The following is an 18,423-nucleotide window of genomic DNA, read 5'->3' as shown; positions in this document are numbered from 1 at the left end:
TTAAAGAGATTAAGGAAGACAATGCAAGATTTTGTTTATATAAAAAATGATGTTTTGATCCCTTTGCCCGATGCTATTGAAATTTTAGATCAGGCAAATGATAAAGAAGTATTAATTTGTAATGATAAAAATCAAAAAGCACAAATTTATGCCCCTGAGATTAATTTTTATCTTAAAAATTCTCAAGATGAAATTTTAGAGCAAAGTAAAAATGTTTTAACGCTTTATGAGGCAAGAGCTAGTGTTTATGATTTAGGGCTTGATTTAGAACAAAGCAAAGAAGTGCAAAATCGTTTGATTTTAGTAGATAGCGATACTCAAACCGTAGAGTTTTTAAAAGAACATGGATTTAAGGTTATTACTTTAAGCAGTGTAGAAATTTTAGCTGTTTTTGGAAGTGTAGGGGAACTTTGTGCTGTGGTTAAAAATCAAGGCGAAGAAGTGGAAATAGATTTTGATTTTTTACTTTTTAAAGCTGAGGATTTAAGCGTTGTGCGTAAAGATTTTACAAGACAAAGTGGATGTTATAATCTTTTAAATTTTGAAAATCTTGAAGTATTGTTGGAGTTTTTGCAAAGCAAAAGTCCAAAATATCATTATAAAACTTATATTAGCTATAATGCTAGCGTGTGCCAATACCACGAAAGACGCAGTGAGCATTGTGCAAAATGTGCTGAAATTTGTCCTACTGTGGCGATTTTAAAAGATGATGAAAAAAAGCATTTAGAATTTTCTCAAGTGGATTGTTTGGGTTGTGGAGGATGTATTAGTGTATGTCCTAGTGGATCACTTGATTATGCTCCCATGCCAAGAGAAAGTTTTTTTACCCTTTGTGAGTTTTATAAAGATAAAAAAATTTTAATCATTCCTAAAAAAATGTCTTTAGAAAATTTAAATCTTGCTTTACCAAAAGATGTTTTACCCTTTATGATAGAGGGTGAAAAGTGGCTTTCTTCTATGCATTTTTTAACACTTTTGCAAAATAGTGGAGCAAATTTGGTTTTTTATACGGACTTTGTATCTCGTGGTAGCAATGAGGCTATTGTACTTTTAAATACTTTTTTTGAGAGAAAATTTCAAAAAAAAGCTATTTTTGTTGCCAAAGATGAAAAAGAATTGCAAAATGTTTTAAAAGAGCAAGAATTCATACAAGATTTAAAATATGATTTTCATAACAACACCTTAACTACAAGAGAAAATTTTGCCAAAAGAATGCAAGAAATGATAAAAAATGAAGATTTTGGCGGTATAGAAAGTGGCGAATGGTTGCGTTATGGTAAGATAGAAATTAATCCTAACACCTGTACGCTTTGTCTTTCTTGTGTGGGTGCCTGTAATGTAGGAGCTTTAATCGCTGACAAACAAGAAAATGCTTTGAAATTTAATGCTTCTCTTTGCACGACTTGTGGGTATTGTGAGTTAAGTTGTGCTGAAAAAGATACTTTAAAATTACTTCGTAGTGGAATGGAGTTTAGAGCTTCTTATTTTGAATATCAAACCATGGCAAAAGATGAGCTTTTTGCCTGTATAGAATGTGGTAAAGAATTTGCCACCAAAAAAGCTGTAGAAAAAATAGCCAATTTAATGAAACCTAAATTTGGTAATGATGAGAATAAAATCAAAACACTTTATTGTTGTGCAGATTGCAAGGCAAAAGTGATGATAAAAGCAATGGGTTTTGCGGGGCAAAATTAGATTTAGATCTTAATTTTGCCTTCTAATTCTTCTTTATTTGTAAGTTTGCTATCAAATTTAACAACAAGATTTTTAGAGTTTTTATAAATATCTACAACTCCTAAATTTTCGCTAAAAGTACTGAAATTTAAAGGTGTTTCTAAAGGTAGATAAAGGTTTTTAAAATCAGCTGGATTTTTTAAGAAAAATAATGCCACAAGCCAAATTAGAGCTAAAATTACTAAAATAATAGCCAAAAGATTTAAGGCATCTAGATGTAAAAATATCCCTCCGATAATACCACCTATAAAACTTCCACCATATCCAAAAGCATTAAATAATCCTAATGCTGCGCCTTTTTCATGGACTTTACAAAATTTTGATGCACAACTTTGCATAATAGGCTCATGTAAATTAAAACCTATAAAAAAAATCACAACCGCTATGATAAAAAAATTCATAGAATTACTAAAAGCAAAAAAAAGATAAGAAAGTATGAAAAAAACAATTCCCAAGAGTAAAATTTGTTTAGCCAAACCTCTTTTTTCACCTAAACTTCCAGCAAAGCCCATAGCGACAAAACCTACCATCATAGAAGTGCTATAAACAATCCAAAGTTTATCAGAAGCAAAGCCTAAATGTTTTACTAGAATGATAGGAATGCTTAAAAATGCTATACTCATAAGCATTTTTTGCATGAAATTAGTAAGATTCATAAGGGCTAAATTTTTTTGTTTAATAAGATGAAAAAAAGGAGTTTTTTCATTTTCATGAGTGATTTTATTTTCTTTAGGTACAACGGTATAAAGTAAAATTATACATAAAAGAGACAAAGTCGCACTAAGATCAAAAAGGCTAGATAAACCCCATTTTGCACTCATTAAAGGAGAGATCACCATAGAAGCTGCGAAACTAAGTCCTATAAAAGAACCCATTACTGCCATGGCTTTACCACGATTTTCTTCTGTGATAAAATCACTTATCATTGCCGTAGCTACTGCTCCAATAGCTCCTGCACCTTGGAGCATTCTTCCTAAAAGCATGACGTAGATATTTTCCGCAAAAGAGCAGATTAAAGAGCCTATTATAAAAATAATCAGTCCAATGAGCATGGTTTTTTTACGACCAATTTTATCACTTAAAATTCCAAAAGGCATTTGTAAAATCATTTGGGTTAAGGCATAAACACCAACTAAAAGTCCCACTAAAAATTCATTAGCACCTTCAAGTTTTAAAGCATAAAGACTTAGAACTGGCAAAACTATAAACAGCCCAAAAAATCTTGTTCCAACTATGAAAGATAAGGGTAAGACATTATTTAGCATTATCAATTTCCTATTAAATTTGAAATTTAAATTAGGATAATTTTACTATGAAATGGATTAAGCATTGATTAACATCGTTTTATCATTTGATATTTAAAAGCTACGCACAAGGATAAATTTTATAAAATCATATTTTTGTTTTGATATTATTTTGGAGCTTTTGTTATGAAGATTATCCTAGCTACGAGCAATAAGCATAAAGTTTTAGAACTTAAAGAAATTTTAAAAGATTTTGAAATTTATGCTTTTGATGAAGTTTTAACGCCTTTTGAGATTGAAGAAAATGGAAAAACTTTTAAAGAAAACGCCTTGATTAAAGCAAGAGCAGTTTTTAATGCTTTAGATGAAAAACAAAAAAAAGATTTTATCGCTTTAAGTGATGATAGTGGTATTTGTGTAGATATTTTAGAAGGAAACCCAGGAATTTATTCTGCTCGATTTAGCGGTAAGGGCGATGATAAAAGTAACCGTGATAAACTTGTCAATGAAATGATAAAAAAAGGTTTTAATCAAAGCAGGGCACATTATGTTGCTGCTATTGCTATGGTAGGTTTGATGGGGGAATTTAGTACACATGGAATCATGCATGGAAAAGTAATAGATACAGAAAAAGGTGAAAATGGTTTTGGTTATGATAGCCTTTTTATTCCAAAGGGTTTTGATAAAACCTTAGCCCAGCTTAGCGTGGACGAGAAGAATAATATCTCTCATCGTTTTAAAGCCTTAGAGCTTGCAAAAATCATTTTAAAGATTTTAAATAAAGGATAAAAATGAAAAATTTTTTAAAATATATAGCTATTATTGTTTTAATATATGCTCTTTATGTTGGTTTGGAAACTTGGTTTTCTTAGAATAAATAGTGATTAAAAAGCTTGGTAATAAGAACAAACTTCCACTTAAAAGCAAAATCATTACAAAAACGGTTAAAATTCCAAAATAAATTGTTGGAATGAAATTGCTACTCATCATCACGCTAAAACCTAAAACTATACTAATGGTAGTATAATAAAGTGCCGAACCTATACTAAGGTGAGAAGTCATAATGGCTTCTTCTAGGCTTTTGTTTTTAATTTCTTCTCTAAAACGATAAATATAATGCAAGGCATCATCAACGCCTATACCTATAGCAATAGCAGCTATAGTAATACTCATCATATCCAAAGGAATACCTAAAAGCCCCATAAGAGCAAAAACCACACTTAAAGGAATAACATTTACCAATATAGCCGCAACTGAAAATTTTAAATCCCTAAAAACAATGATAAAAAGTATGAAAATAGCTAAAATTACAAATATAAGAGTATCAAATTGCGATGAAAAAAGACTTTGAAGCATATTATTATAAAGCACCATTATGCCTGTGATTTGCACTTCTACTCCATCGTTTTTTACAAGCTCGTTGAGCTGTTTTTTAAGATCTATTAAAAACTCATTACGTCTTAAATTCGGATCAGAATCAACAATACGCATGCTAAATCTTAACTCGTTATTTTCTATACTTACAAAAGGTGAAAGCAAGTCTTGTTTAAATTTAGCAGGTAAATTCTCATTTAAAAATGCAAGAGCAAAATCATCTAACTCTTTTCCATCGTTGATATTTTTCCCTAGGGTTAAAAGACTATTAAGACTTAAAACCGAACCTACAAATTCTTTGTTTTCTAAAAATTCATGAACTTTTTTTGCAATGCGTGTTTTTTTAGAGTCAAACCAATAAGTTTCTTGTGTGGCTAAATTTTCAAATTCACTTTCAAAACTATCAAGAGTATCGCTTGTATTTTGATCGTTTTTATTATTTTGAAAACGAATGATTACTTCTAAAGGTAAGGTTCCACCTAGATTTTTATCAATAACCAAAAGTCCTTTTTTGATTTCGCTACCATCTTTGAAATAATTGACAAAAGAATTTTCAACTCTGAGTTTTGAAATGCCTATTAAAGCTAAGATTATAGCAAGAACTGAAATTCCATAAATCATGCGACGCTTTTTAGGATCAAGAGCGGTTTTGGCGCAAAAGGCTAAAAGATTAAATTTAAACTCTTTTTTATGATAATTTTTTGGTTTTAAAAGAACTAAGATACTTGCTAAAAACAAATAACTAAAGATAAGAGCTAAACCTATACCTATACTCATCATAATGCCAAGTTTTATGATAGGTTCGATATTTGATAGGATTAAAGAAAAAAATCCTATCATCGTTGTAACAATGGCATAAAGGCTAGGATTTGCTTTGGCTAGTAAGGTTTCAAGCACTATGCGCTCAACTTTAGCTTTGGGATGATTTTGGGTGCTTTCGATAAAATGCGTGATCAAATGAACAACTACACTTAAGGTGATAATTAAAACTAAAGCAACGTAATTTGATGAAATAACTGTGATTTGAAAATTTAAAAGTGCAAAAACTCCACTAGCCGCACTTAAGCTTATAAAACAAATAAAAAGAGGTAAAAAAACAAAACGCCATGAACGGAAAAAATAATAAAGTGCAAATCCCAGTAAAAATACAAGAGAAACACCATAAAGCACAAGATCAGATTTTATATAAGCTATCATATCATCAGCGATCATGCTTACGCCACCAAGGTAGAGCGTATCTTTATTTTTTTCATAATTTCGAACTATGCTTTTAATAGTATCTAGACTTTGTTTCGTGATAACTTTTTGCTTGTCTTGATGTTCTTTTATGGCAAGACGAATTTGATCTTTTTCTTTTTCATCGGTAGCAAGATCGCGTTTTTCTATAAGGTTATTATAAACTGTATCAGGCTTTAAGTAAATAATAAGCCCTGTTATTTTTCCATCTTTTGAGATGATATTATTTTTGTAAAAGGGACTATTTAAAATTTCATTTTGAGCTTTTGTGCGGTTTATGTCTAGGCTTTCTATATTTGGGATATTTTTTAAAAGTTCTTTTAAATCTGTATTTTGCGAACTTTGAAGCAAAGGGGCATTGATGATACTAAAAACGCGTTCTACTAAAGGGGCTTTTTCTAATTCTTCATGAAGTTTTTTTAATTTAACTAAATTTTCATTTGAAAAAGGTTTTTCATCATAGGGTTTGAAGGCTAAAAGTAAAAAATTATCACTTTTATAATGTTTTGAAATTTCTCTAAAAGTTTTTAAATCCGTATCATCTTCTAAAAGTAAACTTTCAGCACTTGCATCTACGTTAAGCTTAAAAGCAAAAAAGCTTAAAAACAGGCATATAAACAAGGTTCCAAAAAAAGTACTTTTTGGACGAGAAATAAAAAACTTTAAAAGCTTTGCAAACATTATTCTATAATGATGCTTTCAAGTTTTTGAAGTAGGACATCAAAGCCTTGGTTGGCTAAAATATCTCCAAATTGCGATCTATAAGTTTGTACTATACTAATGCCTAAAACATCTACATCATAAATAAGCCAGTTGTTATTATCATTGTAAAATTTGAAAATGATATTTTTTTCTTCTCCATCTACTACCATAGAAGTGGTTAAAAAATAGCGTTTTTCATTTTTTAACTCACCATTTTTGACCTTTAAAACCTGATCTTTATAAAGACTGAGTTTATCAGTAAAACTTTTTTTAAGACTTGTTTCAAAGGCTGTGGTAAATTTTTCTTGTTCTTTTGAGTTTAATTTAGAATAATTTTTCGAAAGACTGAGTTTTGCCATGAGTTTATAATCTATTATACTATCAAAAAGTTTAAAGATTCCATCAGCAGCTTGTTTTTTGTCTTCTTTGCTATCTTGTAAAAGTTTTAAGCTTGCATCAATGTTTTTTTGCATAGTACTAGAAATTTCATCTAGCTGTAAGGCAAAAGCATTAAAAAATAAAGCCAAGATTAGAAATATTTTTTTCATTATTTTCCTTTATTTGCTAAGTTCATTGCGTCTTTGCTCGTAAGCATCACGCAAGAATGGATATAAATTAGGCGTGTTGTGATAAATTTCATCAATTTCATCGAGCCTAAAACTAAGTTCATTGCCAAATCCATAAGCACTTATAGCTATACTTGCCCAAGTAGGATCAATGTAAGCGGTAAAACTTGCATACCAAGTTGCAGGTAAAGCAAGAGTGTCTCTAAGATTACTAGGACCGAGTATAGGTAAGACAATATGAAAACCGCTTCCTACGCCCCAGTGAGCCAAAACGGTTCCTAAGTCCGCGGGATGTTTTTTAAGACCCATTTTTGATGCCACATCCATAAGTCCACCAAATCCCATAATGGTATTAGCAGTAAATCTTTTAAATTCTTCTCCCGCTTCTTCAAATTTAAACTGCAAAACATTGCCTACAAAACGCAAAGGAGCAAGTAAATTATCCAAGAAATTTCTTACTCCTAATCTTATAAATTCAGGAGTGATGGCGTTATAGCCCTTAAGAACGGGGCGCAAACCATAATCATACAAAGCCACATTAAAGCTTGTCATAGCTTTGTTATATCCTGAAAGCGGATCGTTTACTTGATAGTTTTGGTATTCTTGTTCAAAATCATCTAAATTTTGTTCTTTAGCAAAAGCAAAAATAGTAAAAAAAATTAAAATAAAAGATATAAATTTTATTCTCAAGAAAAAACTCCTAAAAATTTTAAAAGTAAGATTATAGCAAATTTTTAATCAAGATTTATATCCCAGTAAAAATCCACCCATTCAGTAGCTTCTTTTACTTTAAAATCAGGCTCCAAAAGAGCGGTTTTTTTGTAAAAAATGGTTGCAATTTTAAGTTCTATATGAGGAAATTTTTCAAGCAAAACTTTTTTTATTTCTACTAAACTTTCTCCGCTATCTACTATATCATCAATGAGTAGAATTTTTTTGTGCTTGCTTAAATCAGGAATATTAAAAATTTTAATAGTATCAAGTTTTTTTGTATCATCGTAATGAATTGAGTTTAAAGCAAAAAGCTGACGTGTTTTTAAAGCTACTGCTAAAGAGTGTCCTAAACTCATTCCTCCTCTTGCTATAGCTAAAAGTGCATCAGGGTTAAAATCTTTTTTAATTTCTTTAGCAAGAATTTTTACATCTTCTTTAAATTCTTCATAGGAGTAAAATATCATTATATATCCTTAATTTATTGTAGTGCCATAAGTAAAAAATTACCCAAAGATAATAAACTTAAAACTATAATGCCAAGATTGATTTTATCCCATTCGCGTTTAAAAATTCTTACAAGTAAATAAGAAAGAAAACCAAAAGCAAAACCTGTGGTAATGGAGTAAGTAAAAGGCATCATGATAATAGTAAAAAAGCTTGCTACAGCTATAGCATTATCTTTAAAATCTATATTTTTAACTTCCATAAACATTAAAATTCCAACCATTACAAGTACGGGGTATATTGCGTTTGCAGGAATGGCTTTAAAAAGTGGCAGTAAAAAAAGTGTAAAAGCAAAACAAATAGCTACAACTAAAGCTGTAAGCCCCGTTCTTCCTCCACTTTCAACACCTGTAGTGCTTTCTACAAAAGCAGTAACTGTAGAAGTGCCTGTCATAGCTCCTAAGGCTGATCCTGTTGCATCTGCCATTAAGGTTTTGCTTAGTTTTTTTTCTCCATTTTTTGGATCATCAAAAATCTTTCCTCTTTCACCCACACCTGTGATAGTTCCTATACTATCAAAAAGTTGAGTGATAAAAAAAGTAAGAATTATAGGTATCATAGTAATATTTAAGGCACTTTTGATATCAAGTTGTAAAAAGATGACTCCTAAACCATTTTCCATGCTAAAATTTGGCAAAGAAAAGATTTGCACAGGAAAACTTGCATTATCTAAATGAAAAATCCAAGCGATAATAGAGCTTACTAATACCCCCAAAATAAAAGCTCCGCGAAGTTTTATAGCCCAAAAAAATATGATTAAAGCTAGGGTAAAAATTCCAAAAAGCACATGAGGGCTTTTGAAATTTCCTATGCTGACTAAAGTATCTTTATTATGCATTATCACACCCATTTGACTTAAGCCTAAAAATGCAATAAAACAACCTATACCGGCACAAATTGCAAGACGTAAATCTTTTGGGATATTACGGATTACCCAAAGGCGAAAATGCGTAAAAGAAAGTATGAGAAAAATAATACTTGAAATAAAAACAGCTCCTAAGGCACTTTGCCAAGCTATGTTTTGACCTAAACAAACTGCAAAGGTAAAATAAGCATTTAAACCCATTCCAACACTCATAGCTACAGGAGTATTGGCAAAAAAAGCATTAAAAGCACTTGCAACTATGGTGATTAAAGCTGTTGCGGTGATTAAAGCTTCTATAGGCATTCCTGTATTTCCTACTATGCTAGAATTTACAGGGATAATATAAACTATAGCCAAAAAAGTATTAAGCCCTGCTATAACTTCAGTTTTAAAACTCGTATTGTTTTCTTTGAGTTTAAAAAAGTCCATTTTTTCTCCTTAGTAGGTTTTTAGCTCGTTATACAAACTATCGCGTTCTACAGGAATAAGATTTGAAGTTTTTATCATATCGATAAAAGTTTTTAAACTTGTGCCTTTGGCAGATTTTGCACCACCTGCGCTTTGTATGCTTTCTTTTTCTATGGTGCCGTCTAAATCATTAGCTCCAAATTCTTGTGCTACCATGGCTAAATTTAAAGTCATTGTTGCCCAGTAAGCTTTGATATTTTTAATATTATCAAGCACCAAACGAGCAATGGCAATGGTTTTTAAAATTTCTTCACTATCTATGATTTTATCAGTTTGTATAAAGCTATTATCCCTTTGCCAAACTAGAGGGATAAAAGCATTAAATCCACCGGTTTGATCTTGAAGATCACGCAGTCTTAACATATGATCGACCCTGTGATGTCTTTCTTCTATATGTCCAAAAAGCATGGTAGCATTACTTTGTTTGCCTTTTTCATGCCAAAGTTTATGAATTTTAAGCCAATTTTCACTGCTAACTTTTCCATGACAAATTTTCTTACGCACTTCTTCATCAAAAATTTCAGCTCCACCGCCTGGCATGGAATCAACGCCGTATTCAAGCATTTTTTCTATCACTTCTTCATAGCTCATTTTAAAACGACGATGTAAAAAATCAATCTCAGCAGCAGTCATAGCTTTTACATGAAGATTAGGATATTTTTCTTTTATCATTTTAAAAATTTCTAAATACCATTGCCAAGTTGTATCTTTGTTATGAGCTGAAACGATATGTACTTCTTTGGTTTCTCGTTTTACGGTTTCATCAACAATTTTCATGATTTCTTCATGAGTCATCAAATAAGGATTAGGATTTTTTCGGTGTGCTGAAAAGGCGCAAAATTTACAGGTATCTGCACAGATATTAGTTGGATTGATATGACGATTGATATTAAAATAAACTTTTTTTCCATGAAGTTTGGTGCGTTTTTTATGGGCGTATTTGCCTAGGGTAAAAAGATCTAAATCCCAAAGTGCATTGGCTTCTTCTTGATTTAATCTTTCTTCATTTTCTAGTTTGGTAATTAAATTTTTCATTTTAATTTTACTCTTTTGCTGTTTTTAAATAAAGCATTATAATTTTTGCTTACTGAAAAAGAGTTTATAGAAAAAGCCAAAATAAAAGATATTTTTGTTAAGATTATTATTAAAATATTAAAATTTAAAGAGAGTGGAAATTTTGTTAAATAAAGAATTAGAAATTTTTAAAAAAAATCTTAGTTCCTATACCCAAAGTTGTAGAAAATTTTTTCTTAAGCAAGGGGCGTTTAGCTTATATCATTCTAAAAATATGGATAATTTCATAAAAAAAGCTTATGATATAGTTCTTAAAGATTATTTTGATGATTTTTCACCTCCAAGTGATAATATCCCTTTTTGTGTTTTAGCAAGCAAAGCATATGCAAATAATAGTCTTTGTTTTAATGAAAGCATTTCTTTGATTTTTGTTTATAAAGATATTAAGGCTTTTCATTTAAAACCTATGATTAAGGCTTTTATCGAAATTTTAAATGATGCACATTTGCAAATTGATTTGGTTGTCTTAGAATTTAATGGACTTTATAATGCTAGCAATGAGCTTAAGACTTCTATAATACAAACTCGTTTTATATGTGGTTCTAGGATTTTATTTAAAGGGATTAAGACGAAATTTGAGAGTATTTTAGAAGAAAATAAAAATGATTTTGCCAAGCTTTTGCTAGAAAATTTTAAAGAATTTGATATTCCATTTATAAAGCAAGAATTTAATATCTTAAAAGATTTTGGCGGATTAAATCATTTAAGATCCTTAGAGGGTTTGCTTGTTCTTTTTAAGACTTCTCCAAAAAATTATGCTTTAAATTTTATAGATGAAAAAAATTTAAGCGAGTTACGTTTAGCTGGAGACTTTTTACTTTCTTTAAAATCAGCGATGAATTTATTAAGTGCTAAAGATGAGGATGAATTTTTACTTATTAATGTTCATGATTTGAGTGAATTAATGTATAAAAAAGCTAAAAAACATTTTGGAGCAAATGAGTTGTTGGTTCAAAAAGCTTTGCAAAGTATGCATACTATAGGTTTTTATACACACTTTTTAGCAAAGCAAATTCAAGATGGATTAAATCATGCTCTTAAACAAGAATATAAATTTAAAACTCTTGTGGAAGTTTTAGAATACTTATTAAAACTTGAAGATAAACAGGTTATTTTCGATCTTAACTTAGTTTTTGCCCTAAGAAGATTGAAATACGGTAAAAAAGATATAGAAAAAGCTTTAATACTTTTTGAGAAAATTTTTTATAAAAGGCATAGTTTTTGTGTTTTAAAACTTTTGCTTGATAGTGGAATTTTAAAAGATTTATGCAAGCCTTTTTGGACAGTTCGTTTTTTAAGCGATGAAGAAGGAAATTATAGTTTTGATGAGCAAGTTTTTCTTATGTTAAGTGAATTTGAAAAATACGAAGATGAGCTTGAGATACTCCAAAAACTTAAAACCGATGAAAAAATGATTTTAAAGCTTGTGATACTTTTAAGCGCTATAGAAAGTGAAAATGAAATTTCTTTAGCAGGCATATATAGAGCGTATTGCTCCAAATTTGATTTAAAGAATGAAATTTTAGAATGGGGTCTTAAAATATTTAAAAACAATAATGCCTTAAAAGATCTTGTAGAAAAAGAAGATATATATAATCCTATTGTTGTAAGTAGTTTGGTTTCTAAATTAGAAAATTTAGAAAATTTAGAGCTTTTATATACTTTAACTTGGCTAAAGGCTAAGGCTTTAAATTACAATGCTTTTTATTTTAGAGTTCTTGATAAACTTTTAGAAAATGCAAAACAAGGTTTTGAAGATGAAAATCTACTTGAAGAAAGCGCAAGAAGAGTAAAAAAAGAATTAACACTTAAAAGAAGTAAGATTTTTTTAGAGCAAGATGAAATTTTGCAAGATAAAATCATACATATCAAATCAAATCTTTTTATTATAAAAAATACTTTTGAAGATATTGTTATGATTTCTAAATTAGCCAAAGAAAATGATTTTAAATTTTGGTTTAGTAATGAAACAAATCTTAGTTTGCAAATTGTTGCACAACTTCATTTTAATATTGCCATTATTTTAAGTTCTTTAACAAATTTAAATCTTATTTTCATGAATTTTTTTGAACTTTTTGATGATAAAATTTATTTAAGATTTGAATATGATAATATTATCAGTGATGAGCAAAAACTAAAACTTTGCGAGCTTTTAAATTCAAATCTTTCTGGTTTTAATTTGAAAAAAATTAAAAAGCCAGTCATTAAAAAAGATGAGTTAAAATTAGACTTAAACTATTCTAAAATGTATGCCAAATTAGGTCTTAATACCAAAGATCAGCAAGGTTTAATGGCGTATTTGATGAATGTTTTTAATGAACTTGAACTTGTTTTATGTGCAGCAAAAATTCAAACTATAAGACAAAGGACGCGTAATATTTTTATTTTTCAAAAGAATGAAAAATTAGAACATAGCGAGCAAAAGTTAGTTAATTTATTAATAAGTGAGTAAAAAAATGTGTGGAATCGTAGGCTATATAGGAAATAATGAAAAAAAACAAATTATACTAAATGGACTTAAAGAATTAGAATACCGTGGCTATGATAGTGCGGGTATGGCAGTGATGCAAGAAGGAGAGCTTAGTTTTTTTAAAGCTGTAGGAAAACTTGAAAATTTGGCGAATAAATGCACGGATTTTGAAAGTCAAGGTTATGGTTTTGCTATAGGTCATACAAGATGGGCAACTCATGGTAAGCCTACTGAAATCAACGCACATCCTCATTTGGGACAGTATTCTTGCGTGATTCACAATGGTATTATAGAAAATTATAAAGAAATCAAAGATAAACTTGAAAAAGAAGGCGTGAGTTTTTTAAGCCAAACAGATACTGAAGTTATTGTTCAGCTTTTTGAATTTTATGCAAGAAATTTGGGAGTTTTTGAAGCTTGGCAAAAAACCATCAAAGAACTTCGCGGTGCTTTTGCTACTTTGTTAGTAACAAAAAAAGATCCCCATCATGTGTATTTTGCAAAAAATGCTGCTCCTTTGATTATCGGTAAAAATGCAAATAAAGAATGGTATTTTTCTTCAGGTGATGCACCTTTGATAGGAAGTTGTGATGAGGTGATGTATCTTGAAGATTTAAGCTTGGGATACGCGAGTAAAGATGAGCTTGTCGTTTATGAAAATGATGTTTTAAAATCACTTTGTTTTTCTAAGCTTTCAGGCGATAAGGCTTATGCAAAAAAAGACGGCTTTCGCTTTTTTATGGAAAAAGAAATTTATGAACAAAATCGCGTGATGAGTGAAGTTTTAATGGGGCGTATTCAAGGCGATGAAGTCGTTTTTGATGAGCTAAACAATGAAGATTTAAGTCAAGTAGATGAAATCACGCTTTGTGCTTGTGGAACAAGCTATCATGCTGCAATGGCAAGTGCTTATTTGTTTGAAAGAATTGCTAAAGTTAAAGCTAAAGTAGAAATTGCAAGTGAATTTCGATACCGTGAAGCAATTATAAAAAAAGATTCTTTATTTATCGTTATTTCTCAAAGTGGAGAAACAGCAGACACTTTAGAGGCTTTAAAGATTGCAAAAGAGCAGGGTGCTAAGACTTTTGCAATTTGTAATGTGGATAATTCTAATATAGTGCGTTTAGCACATCTAAGCCTTTTAACTCGTGCGGGCATAGAAAAAGGAGTTGCTTCAACTAAAGCTTTTGCCACTCAGGTTTTAACACTTTGGATGCTTGCTATTTTTATGGCACAAAAAAGAAATTTAAATGTTTCTGCTGAAATTAAAGCGCTTTTACATACTCCAAATTGTGTGAGTGTAAAACAGGCTTTACATGAAAAAATTCATCGTTTATCCAAGCGTTATTTAGATGGACATGGCTTTTTCTTTATAGGTAGAGATGTGTTTTATCCTTTGGCCTTAGAAGGAGCTTTAAAACTTAAAGAATTATCTTATCTTCACGCTGAGGGTTATCCTGCAGGAGAGATGAAACATGGCCCTATTGCTCTGGCTGATTCTAAACTTTATACTATAGCTTTAATGCCAAAGCATATGCTTTATGAAAAAACAAAATCAAATGTTGAAGAGCTTATAGCTAGGGATTCTACAGTGCTTAGCATTTCGCCTTTAGAATTTGATTTGAGTGATGATTTTATAAAAACCAATGAGCAAGATCACTATATGTGTGAATTTTTTGAAATGATGGTAATTACTCAACTTTTAGCAATGGAAATTTCTATAAGACTTGGCAATGATGTGGATATGCCAAGAAATTTGGCTAAAAGCGTAACAGTCGAATAATCCGTGCAGTTTAAAGAAACTGCACATAACTTTCAAATACTTCAAAAATTATAAATAAATTTTAAATTATAAGCTAATTTTATGCTTATTTTTGCTTAAATAATTCTAACAATATTTCTAGAAAGGAAACACTATGGAATACAGAGTTGAACATGATACCATGGGTGAAGTTAAGGTCCCAAATGACAAATATTGGGGAGCGCAAACTGAAAGAAGTTTTGAAAATTTCAAAATCGGTTGTGAGAAAATGCCAAAGGTTTTAATCTATGCTTTTACAAATCTTAAAAAATCTTTAGCTTTAGTCAATAACAAACTTGGCAAACTTGATGATGCTAAAAAAAATGCTATAGTTCAAGCTTGTGATGAGATTATCGCAGGTAAATTTGATGATAATTTTCCACTTGCGATTTGGCAAACAGGTTCAGGTACGCAAAGCAATATGAATATGAATGAAGTTATTGCAAATCGTGCCACTGAAATCATGGGCGGAGATTTTCGAAAAGAAAAGCTTGTACATCCAAATGATCATGTTAATATGAGTCAAAGTTCAAATGATACTTTTCCAACTGCTATGAGTATTGTTGCGGTTGAGCAAGTAGAGAAAAAGCTCATCCCTGCGCTTGATGAGCTTATTGCAACTTTTGAAAAAAAAGTAAAAGAATTTGATGGTATTATCAAGATAGGACGCACGCATTTACAAGATGCTACGCCACTTACTCTAGCACAAGAATTTAGTGGATATCTTTCTATGCTTTTGCATTCAAAAGAGCAAATCATCGCTTCTTTACCAACTTTAAGAGAACTTGCTATAGGAGGAACCGCAGTAGGAACAGGGCTTAATGCGCATCCAGAATTAAGCCAAAAAGTAAGTGAAGAACTAACTCAACTTATAGGTACGAAATTTGTTTCAAGTCCAAATAAATTTCATGCTTTAACAAGTCATGATGCGATCAATTTTACTCATGGAGCTATGAAAGGTTTGGCTGCAAATTTAATGAAAATTGCAAATGATATAAGATGGTTAGCTTCGGGTCCAAGATGTGGTCTTGGTGAGCTTATCATTCCTGAAAATGAACCAGGAAGTTCGATTATGCCAGGTAAGGTAAATCCTACCCAGTGCGAAGCTGTTACTATGGTTGCTGTACAAGTGATGGGAAATGATGCAGCTATTGGATTTGCAGCAAGTCAAGGAAATTTTGAACTTAATGTGTTTAAGCCTGTGATTATTTATAATTTCTTGCAAAGTCTTGATTTGTTGGCTGATTCTATGCATTCATTCAATATCCATTGTGCTGTAGGCATAGAACCAAATCGTGCAAAAATCGATCATAATCTTCATAATTCTTTAATGCTAGTTACCGCTCTAAATCCACACATAGGTTATGAAAACGCTGCTAAAGTAGCCAAAAATGCTCATAAAAAAGGTATTTCTTTAAAAGAAAGCGCAATGGAGCTTGGTTTGGTTAGCGAAGAAGATTTCAATAAATTTGTTGATCCTACTAAAATGATAGGCCCAAAAGCCTAGAACATAAAACTTGCCTTTTTTAAGGCAAGTTAAATTAAATTCTTATCTTTTAAAATCACATACATTCTTAAAGTTGATACAAAAAAAGTTAAAATCGCAGGACCTAGTATAATACCCCAAAAACCAAAGGTTGAAATTCCTGCTATCATGGCCAAGAAAATTAAAAGTTCGTTGATTTTGGTAGGGGTTTTTACAAGTTTTTTGTTGATCCATTTGATGATTAAAGGTTTGATTAAAGTATCTGCTATAAAAGAAATTACAATTACAGAATAAATAAAAATAGCAAGAGCTGAGTTAAGATTGTTTGAGGCAAATTCATAAAGACTTACAGGCACATAAATTAAAGCTCCTCCTATAGCAGGTATGAGAGAACTTACAGCAAAAATTACTCCCATTAAAATTCCATCATAACCATAAAACATTGTGATTAAACCAAAAAGTGCACCTTGAAATATTGCTACAATTACCATAGAGTAAAGCACAACAGCCATAACATTACCCACTTCGCTTAAAACATCATCGAGTTCTTTTTTATCAATAGGAATGATGGATTTAAGATAGATAACAAGTTCTGTTCCATATAGATTTGCAAAGAAATAAAACACACAAATTAAAACCATATCTATAAGAAATTTAGCTCCTGATTTTGTAAAACTTGAAGCATAGCTTAGAATTTGTTTAGAAATGCTATTTAAATCTATAGAAGCTAAAAATTCTTTGATTTTAGGTTCTAAAAAATTAAAGCTTTCAGGCAAGGTAAATTGATAGTTTTTGACATAATCAAGTGTTTGTGTGACTAAATTGATATCAAAATTCTTTAAAGCTTTGGCAAGTTCTATCATAGCATAAACAAAAGGTGCAAAGAAAAGCAAAACCATGCAAGCTGTTGTAAGAATGGAAGCTAAAAATTTATGTCCTTTAGTAAGATTTAAAAATTTCGCATTGATGTTTGAGGTAGCTACCGCCATTAAACTAGCTATGATAATCACAAGTAAAAAACCTTTAAAAAGATAAAGCAAAAGAAATAAAATAACTAAAATAAAGCTTATAAGAAAGATTTTTCCATTTTGCAAAATTTACTCCTCAAATAAAGTTTTTTCATAGTTTAATTTTAAAGCACTATAGCTTTTTGTGCTAGCTATACGCCCTTTTGCAGTGCGTTCTATATAGCCATTAGCAAGCAAATAAGGCTCAATTACATCTTCTATGGTATTTTCATCTTCGCTTAAAGCCGCAGCAATACTTGCAAGCCCGATAGGTTTTTGCTTAGCAGCGGTTAAAAGTTCAAGATATCTTAAATCCATCGCATCAAAACCAAGCTCATTCACTCCTAAAGAATTTAAGGCCTCATTAGCTCTTTTTTCTGTGATAATTTCTTCATCATTAACATCGGCAAAATCTCTTACCCTTTTTAAAAGCCTTAGAGCTATTCTAGGGGTTGAACGACTTCTTTTAGCGATCTCAAGTGCGGCTTTTTCTTCGCAAGTTTTATTAAGTTTTAAAGCTGCTTTTTGCAAGATTAGGGCAAGTTCGCTGTCTTTGTAAAATTCTAATCTAAATTGCATACCAAAACGATCGCGCAAAGGATTGCTAAGCATACCTGCACGCGTTGTAGCCCCTATAAGAGTAAATTTTGGTAAATCGATTTTTATGGTTTGAGCAGCTGGACCACTACCTATGATAATATCAAGGCGATAATCCTCCATTGCAGGGTAAAGTACTTCTTCGATAGCAGGGCTTAAACGATGAATTTCATCGATAAAAAGTATATCTCCTTCGCTAAGATTGGTTAAAATAGCGGCTAAATCCCCGCTTTTTTCTATCATAGGAGCGGCGGTTGTTTTGATATTTGCACCCATTTCATAGGAGATGATATTAGCTAGTGTTGTTTTTCCAAGTCCTGCAGGACCACTAAAAAGTATATGATCTAAACATTCATTACGTTTTTTAGCTGCAGCTATAAAGACATTTAAATTTTTTTTAATGCTTTCTTGACCTATATAACCATCAAAATTTGAAGGACGCAACGAAGTTTCGTAAGTTTCATCAAAGGAGTATTTTTCTATTTCTACTATTCTATCCATATCTTTGCTTATATTTTGGAAAAATTAAAATAAGATTTTAGCTAAAATTTGCTAGAATTTATATTAAACTTTAATGATTA

Annotated in this window: 14 protein-coding genes; 5 read left to right on the top strand and 9 right to left on the bottom strand. The window is 30.7% G+C overall.

Features of this window, described 5'->3' with window-relative positions; genetic code table 11:
- The first annotated feature begins 21 nt into the window (after positions 1-21).
- Positions 22-1,695 (top strand): 4Fe-4S dicluster domain-containing protein, encoded by a 1,674-nt coding sequence (locus tag AJ884_RS07330; RefSeq protein WP_070286546.1) that lies wholly within the window; start codon positions 22-24, stop codon positions 1,693-1,695.
- 2 nt (positions 1,696-1,697) lie between these two features.
- On the opposite strand, the gene AJ884_RS07325 is transcribed toward AJ884_RS07330, so the two are convergent.
- Positions 1,698-2,999, bottom strand: coding sequence for an MFS transporter (locus tag AJ884_RS07325; RefSeq protein WP_070286545.1), 1,302 nt, complete (start codon positions 2,997-2,999; stop codon positions 1,698-1,700).
- 165 nt (positions 3,000-3,164) lie between these two features.
- On the opposite strand from AJ884_RS07325, the gene rdgB reads away from it, so the two are divergent.
- A complete protein-coding gene (gene rdgB, locus AJ884_RS07320; RefSeq protein WP_070285948.1) occupies positions 3,165-3,767 on the top strand; it encodes an RdgB/HAM1 family non-canonical purine NTP pyrophosphatase in 603 nt (200 codons plus the stop codon).
- Between the two features lie 30 nt (positions 3,768-3,797).
- Here rdgB and AJ884_RS07315 read toward each other — a convergent pair whose 3' ends face one another.
- Genes AJ884_RS07315 through mqnE form a run of 6 tightly spaced genes read right to left on the bottom strand, consistent with a single transcriptional unit; the run spans position 3,798 to position 10,442 of the window.
- Positions 3,798-6,269, bottom strand: a complete 2,472-nt coding sequence (locus AJ884_RS07315; protein ID WP_070285949.1) for an efflux RND transporter permease subunit — start codon at positions 6,267-6,269, stop codon at positions 3,798-3,800.
- The gene (locus AJ884_RS07310; RefSeq protein WP_070284111.1) at positions 6,269-6,838 is read right to left on the bottom strand and encodes an ABC transporter substrate-binding protein; all 570 of its coding nucleotides are present in this window, start codon (positions 6,836-6,838) and stop codon (positions 6,269-6,271) included. Before AJ884_RS07310 ends, AJ884_RS07315 begins: the two co-directional genes overlap by 1 nt.
- A 9-nt stretch (positions 6,839-6,847) precedes the next feature.
- Positions 6,848-7,546 carry a VacJ family lipoprotein gene (locus tag AJ884_RS07305; protein ID WP_070284113.1) on the bottom strand — a complete coding sequence of 233 codons (699 nt, stop codon included), beginning with the start codon at positions 7,544-7,546 and terminating at the stop codon, positions 6,848-6,850.
- 44 nt (positions 7,547-7,590) lie between these two features.
- Entirely contained in the window at positions 7,591-8,034 is a 444-nt protein-coding gene (locus AJ884_RS07300) for a phosphoribosyltransferase (protein WP_070284114.1), read from the bottom strand.
- A gap of 14 nt (positions 8,035-8,048) precedes the next feature.
- Positions 8,049-9,368: an NCS2 family permease gene (locus tag AJ884_RS07295; protein WP_070286544.1), complete on the bottom strand. Its 1,320-nt coding sequence runs from the start codon at positions 9,366-9,368 to the stop codon at positions 8,049-8,051.
- 9 nt (positions 9,369-9,377) lie between these two features.
- Positions 9,378-10,442, bottom strand: coding sequence for an aminofutalosine synthase MqnE (gene mqnE / locus AJ884_RS07290; RefSeq protein WP_070284116.1), 1,065 nt, complete (start codon positions 10,440-10,442; stop codon positions 9,378-9,380).
- Positions 10,443-10,584: 142 nt separating this feature from the next.
- Between mqnE and AJ884_RS07285 the strand changes: the two genes are divergently transcribed.
- The 3 genes from AJ884_RS07285 to fumC all read left to right on the top strand — a co-directional run bounded on the left by AJ884_RS07285 (position 10,585) and on the right by fumC (position 16,259).
- Positions 10,585-12,933, top strand: coding sequence for a nucleotidyltransferase (locus tag AJ884_RS07285; protein ID WP_070286543.1), 2,349 nt, complete (start codon positions 10,585-10,587; stop codon positions 12,931-12,933).
- A 4-nt stretch (positions 12,934-12,937) separates the two neighbouring features.
- The gene (glmS, locus tag AJ884_RS07280) at positions 12,938-14,734 is read left to right on the top strand and encodes a glutamine--fructose-6-phosphate transaminase (isomerizing) (protein ID WP_070275966.1); all 1,797 of its coding nucleotides are present in this window, start codon (positions 12,938-12,940) and stop codon (positions 14,732-14,734) included.
- 133 nt (positions 14,735-14,867) lie between these two features.
- A complete protein-coding gene (gene fumC, locus AJ884_RS07275; protein ID WP_070286542.1) occupies positions 14,868-16,259 on the top strand; it encodes a class II fumarate hydratase in 1,392 nt (463 codons plus the stop codon).
- Between the two features lie 29 nt (positions 16,260-16,288).
- Here fumC and AJ884_RS07270 read toward each other — a convergent pair whose 3' ends face one another.
- Positions 16,289-17,332, bottom strand: coding sequence for an AI-2E family transporter (locus tag AJ884_RS07270; protein WP_070286541.1), 1,044 nt, complete (start codon positions 17,330-17,332; stop codon positions 16,289-16,291).
- Between the two features lie 3 nt (positions 17,333-17,335).
- A complete protein-coding gene (gene ruvB, locus AJ884_RS07265) occupies positions 17,336-18,343 on the bottom strand; it encodes a Holliday junction branch migration DNA helicase RuvB (RefSeq protein WP_002862037.1) in 1,008 nt (335 codons plus the stop codon).
- Between the last annotated feature and the right edge of the window lie 80 nt (positions 18,344-18,423).

Source organism: Campylobacter sp. BCW_6463 (assembly GCF_001762785.1).
GTDB classification, from domain to species: domain Bacteria; phylum Campylobacterota; class Campylobacteria; order Campylobacterales; family Campylobacteraceae; genus Campylobacter_D; species Campylobacter_D jejuni.
Note: the sequence above shows the minus strand (reverse complement) of the source record. Positions and strands in the feature narration are given on the sequence as shown.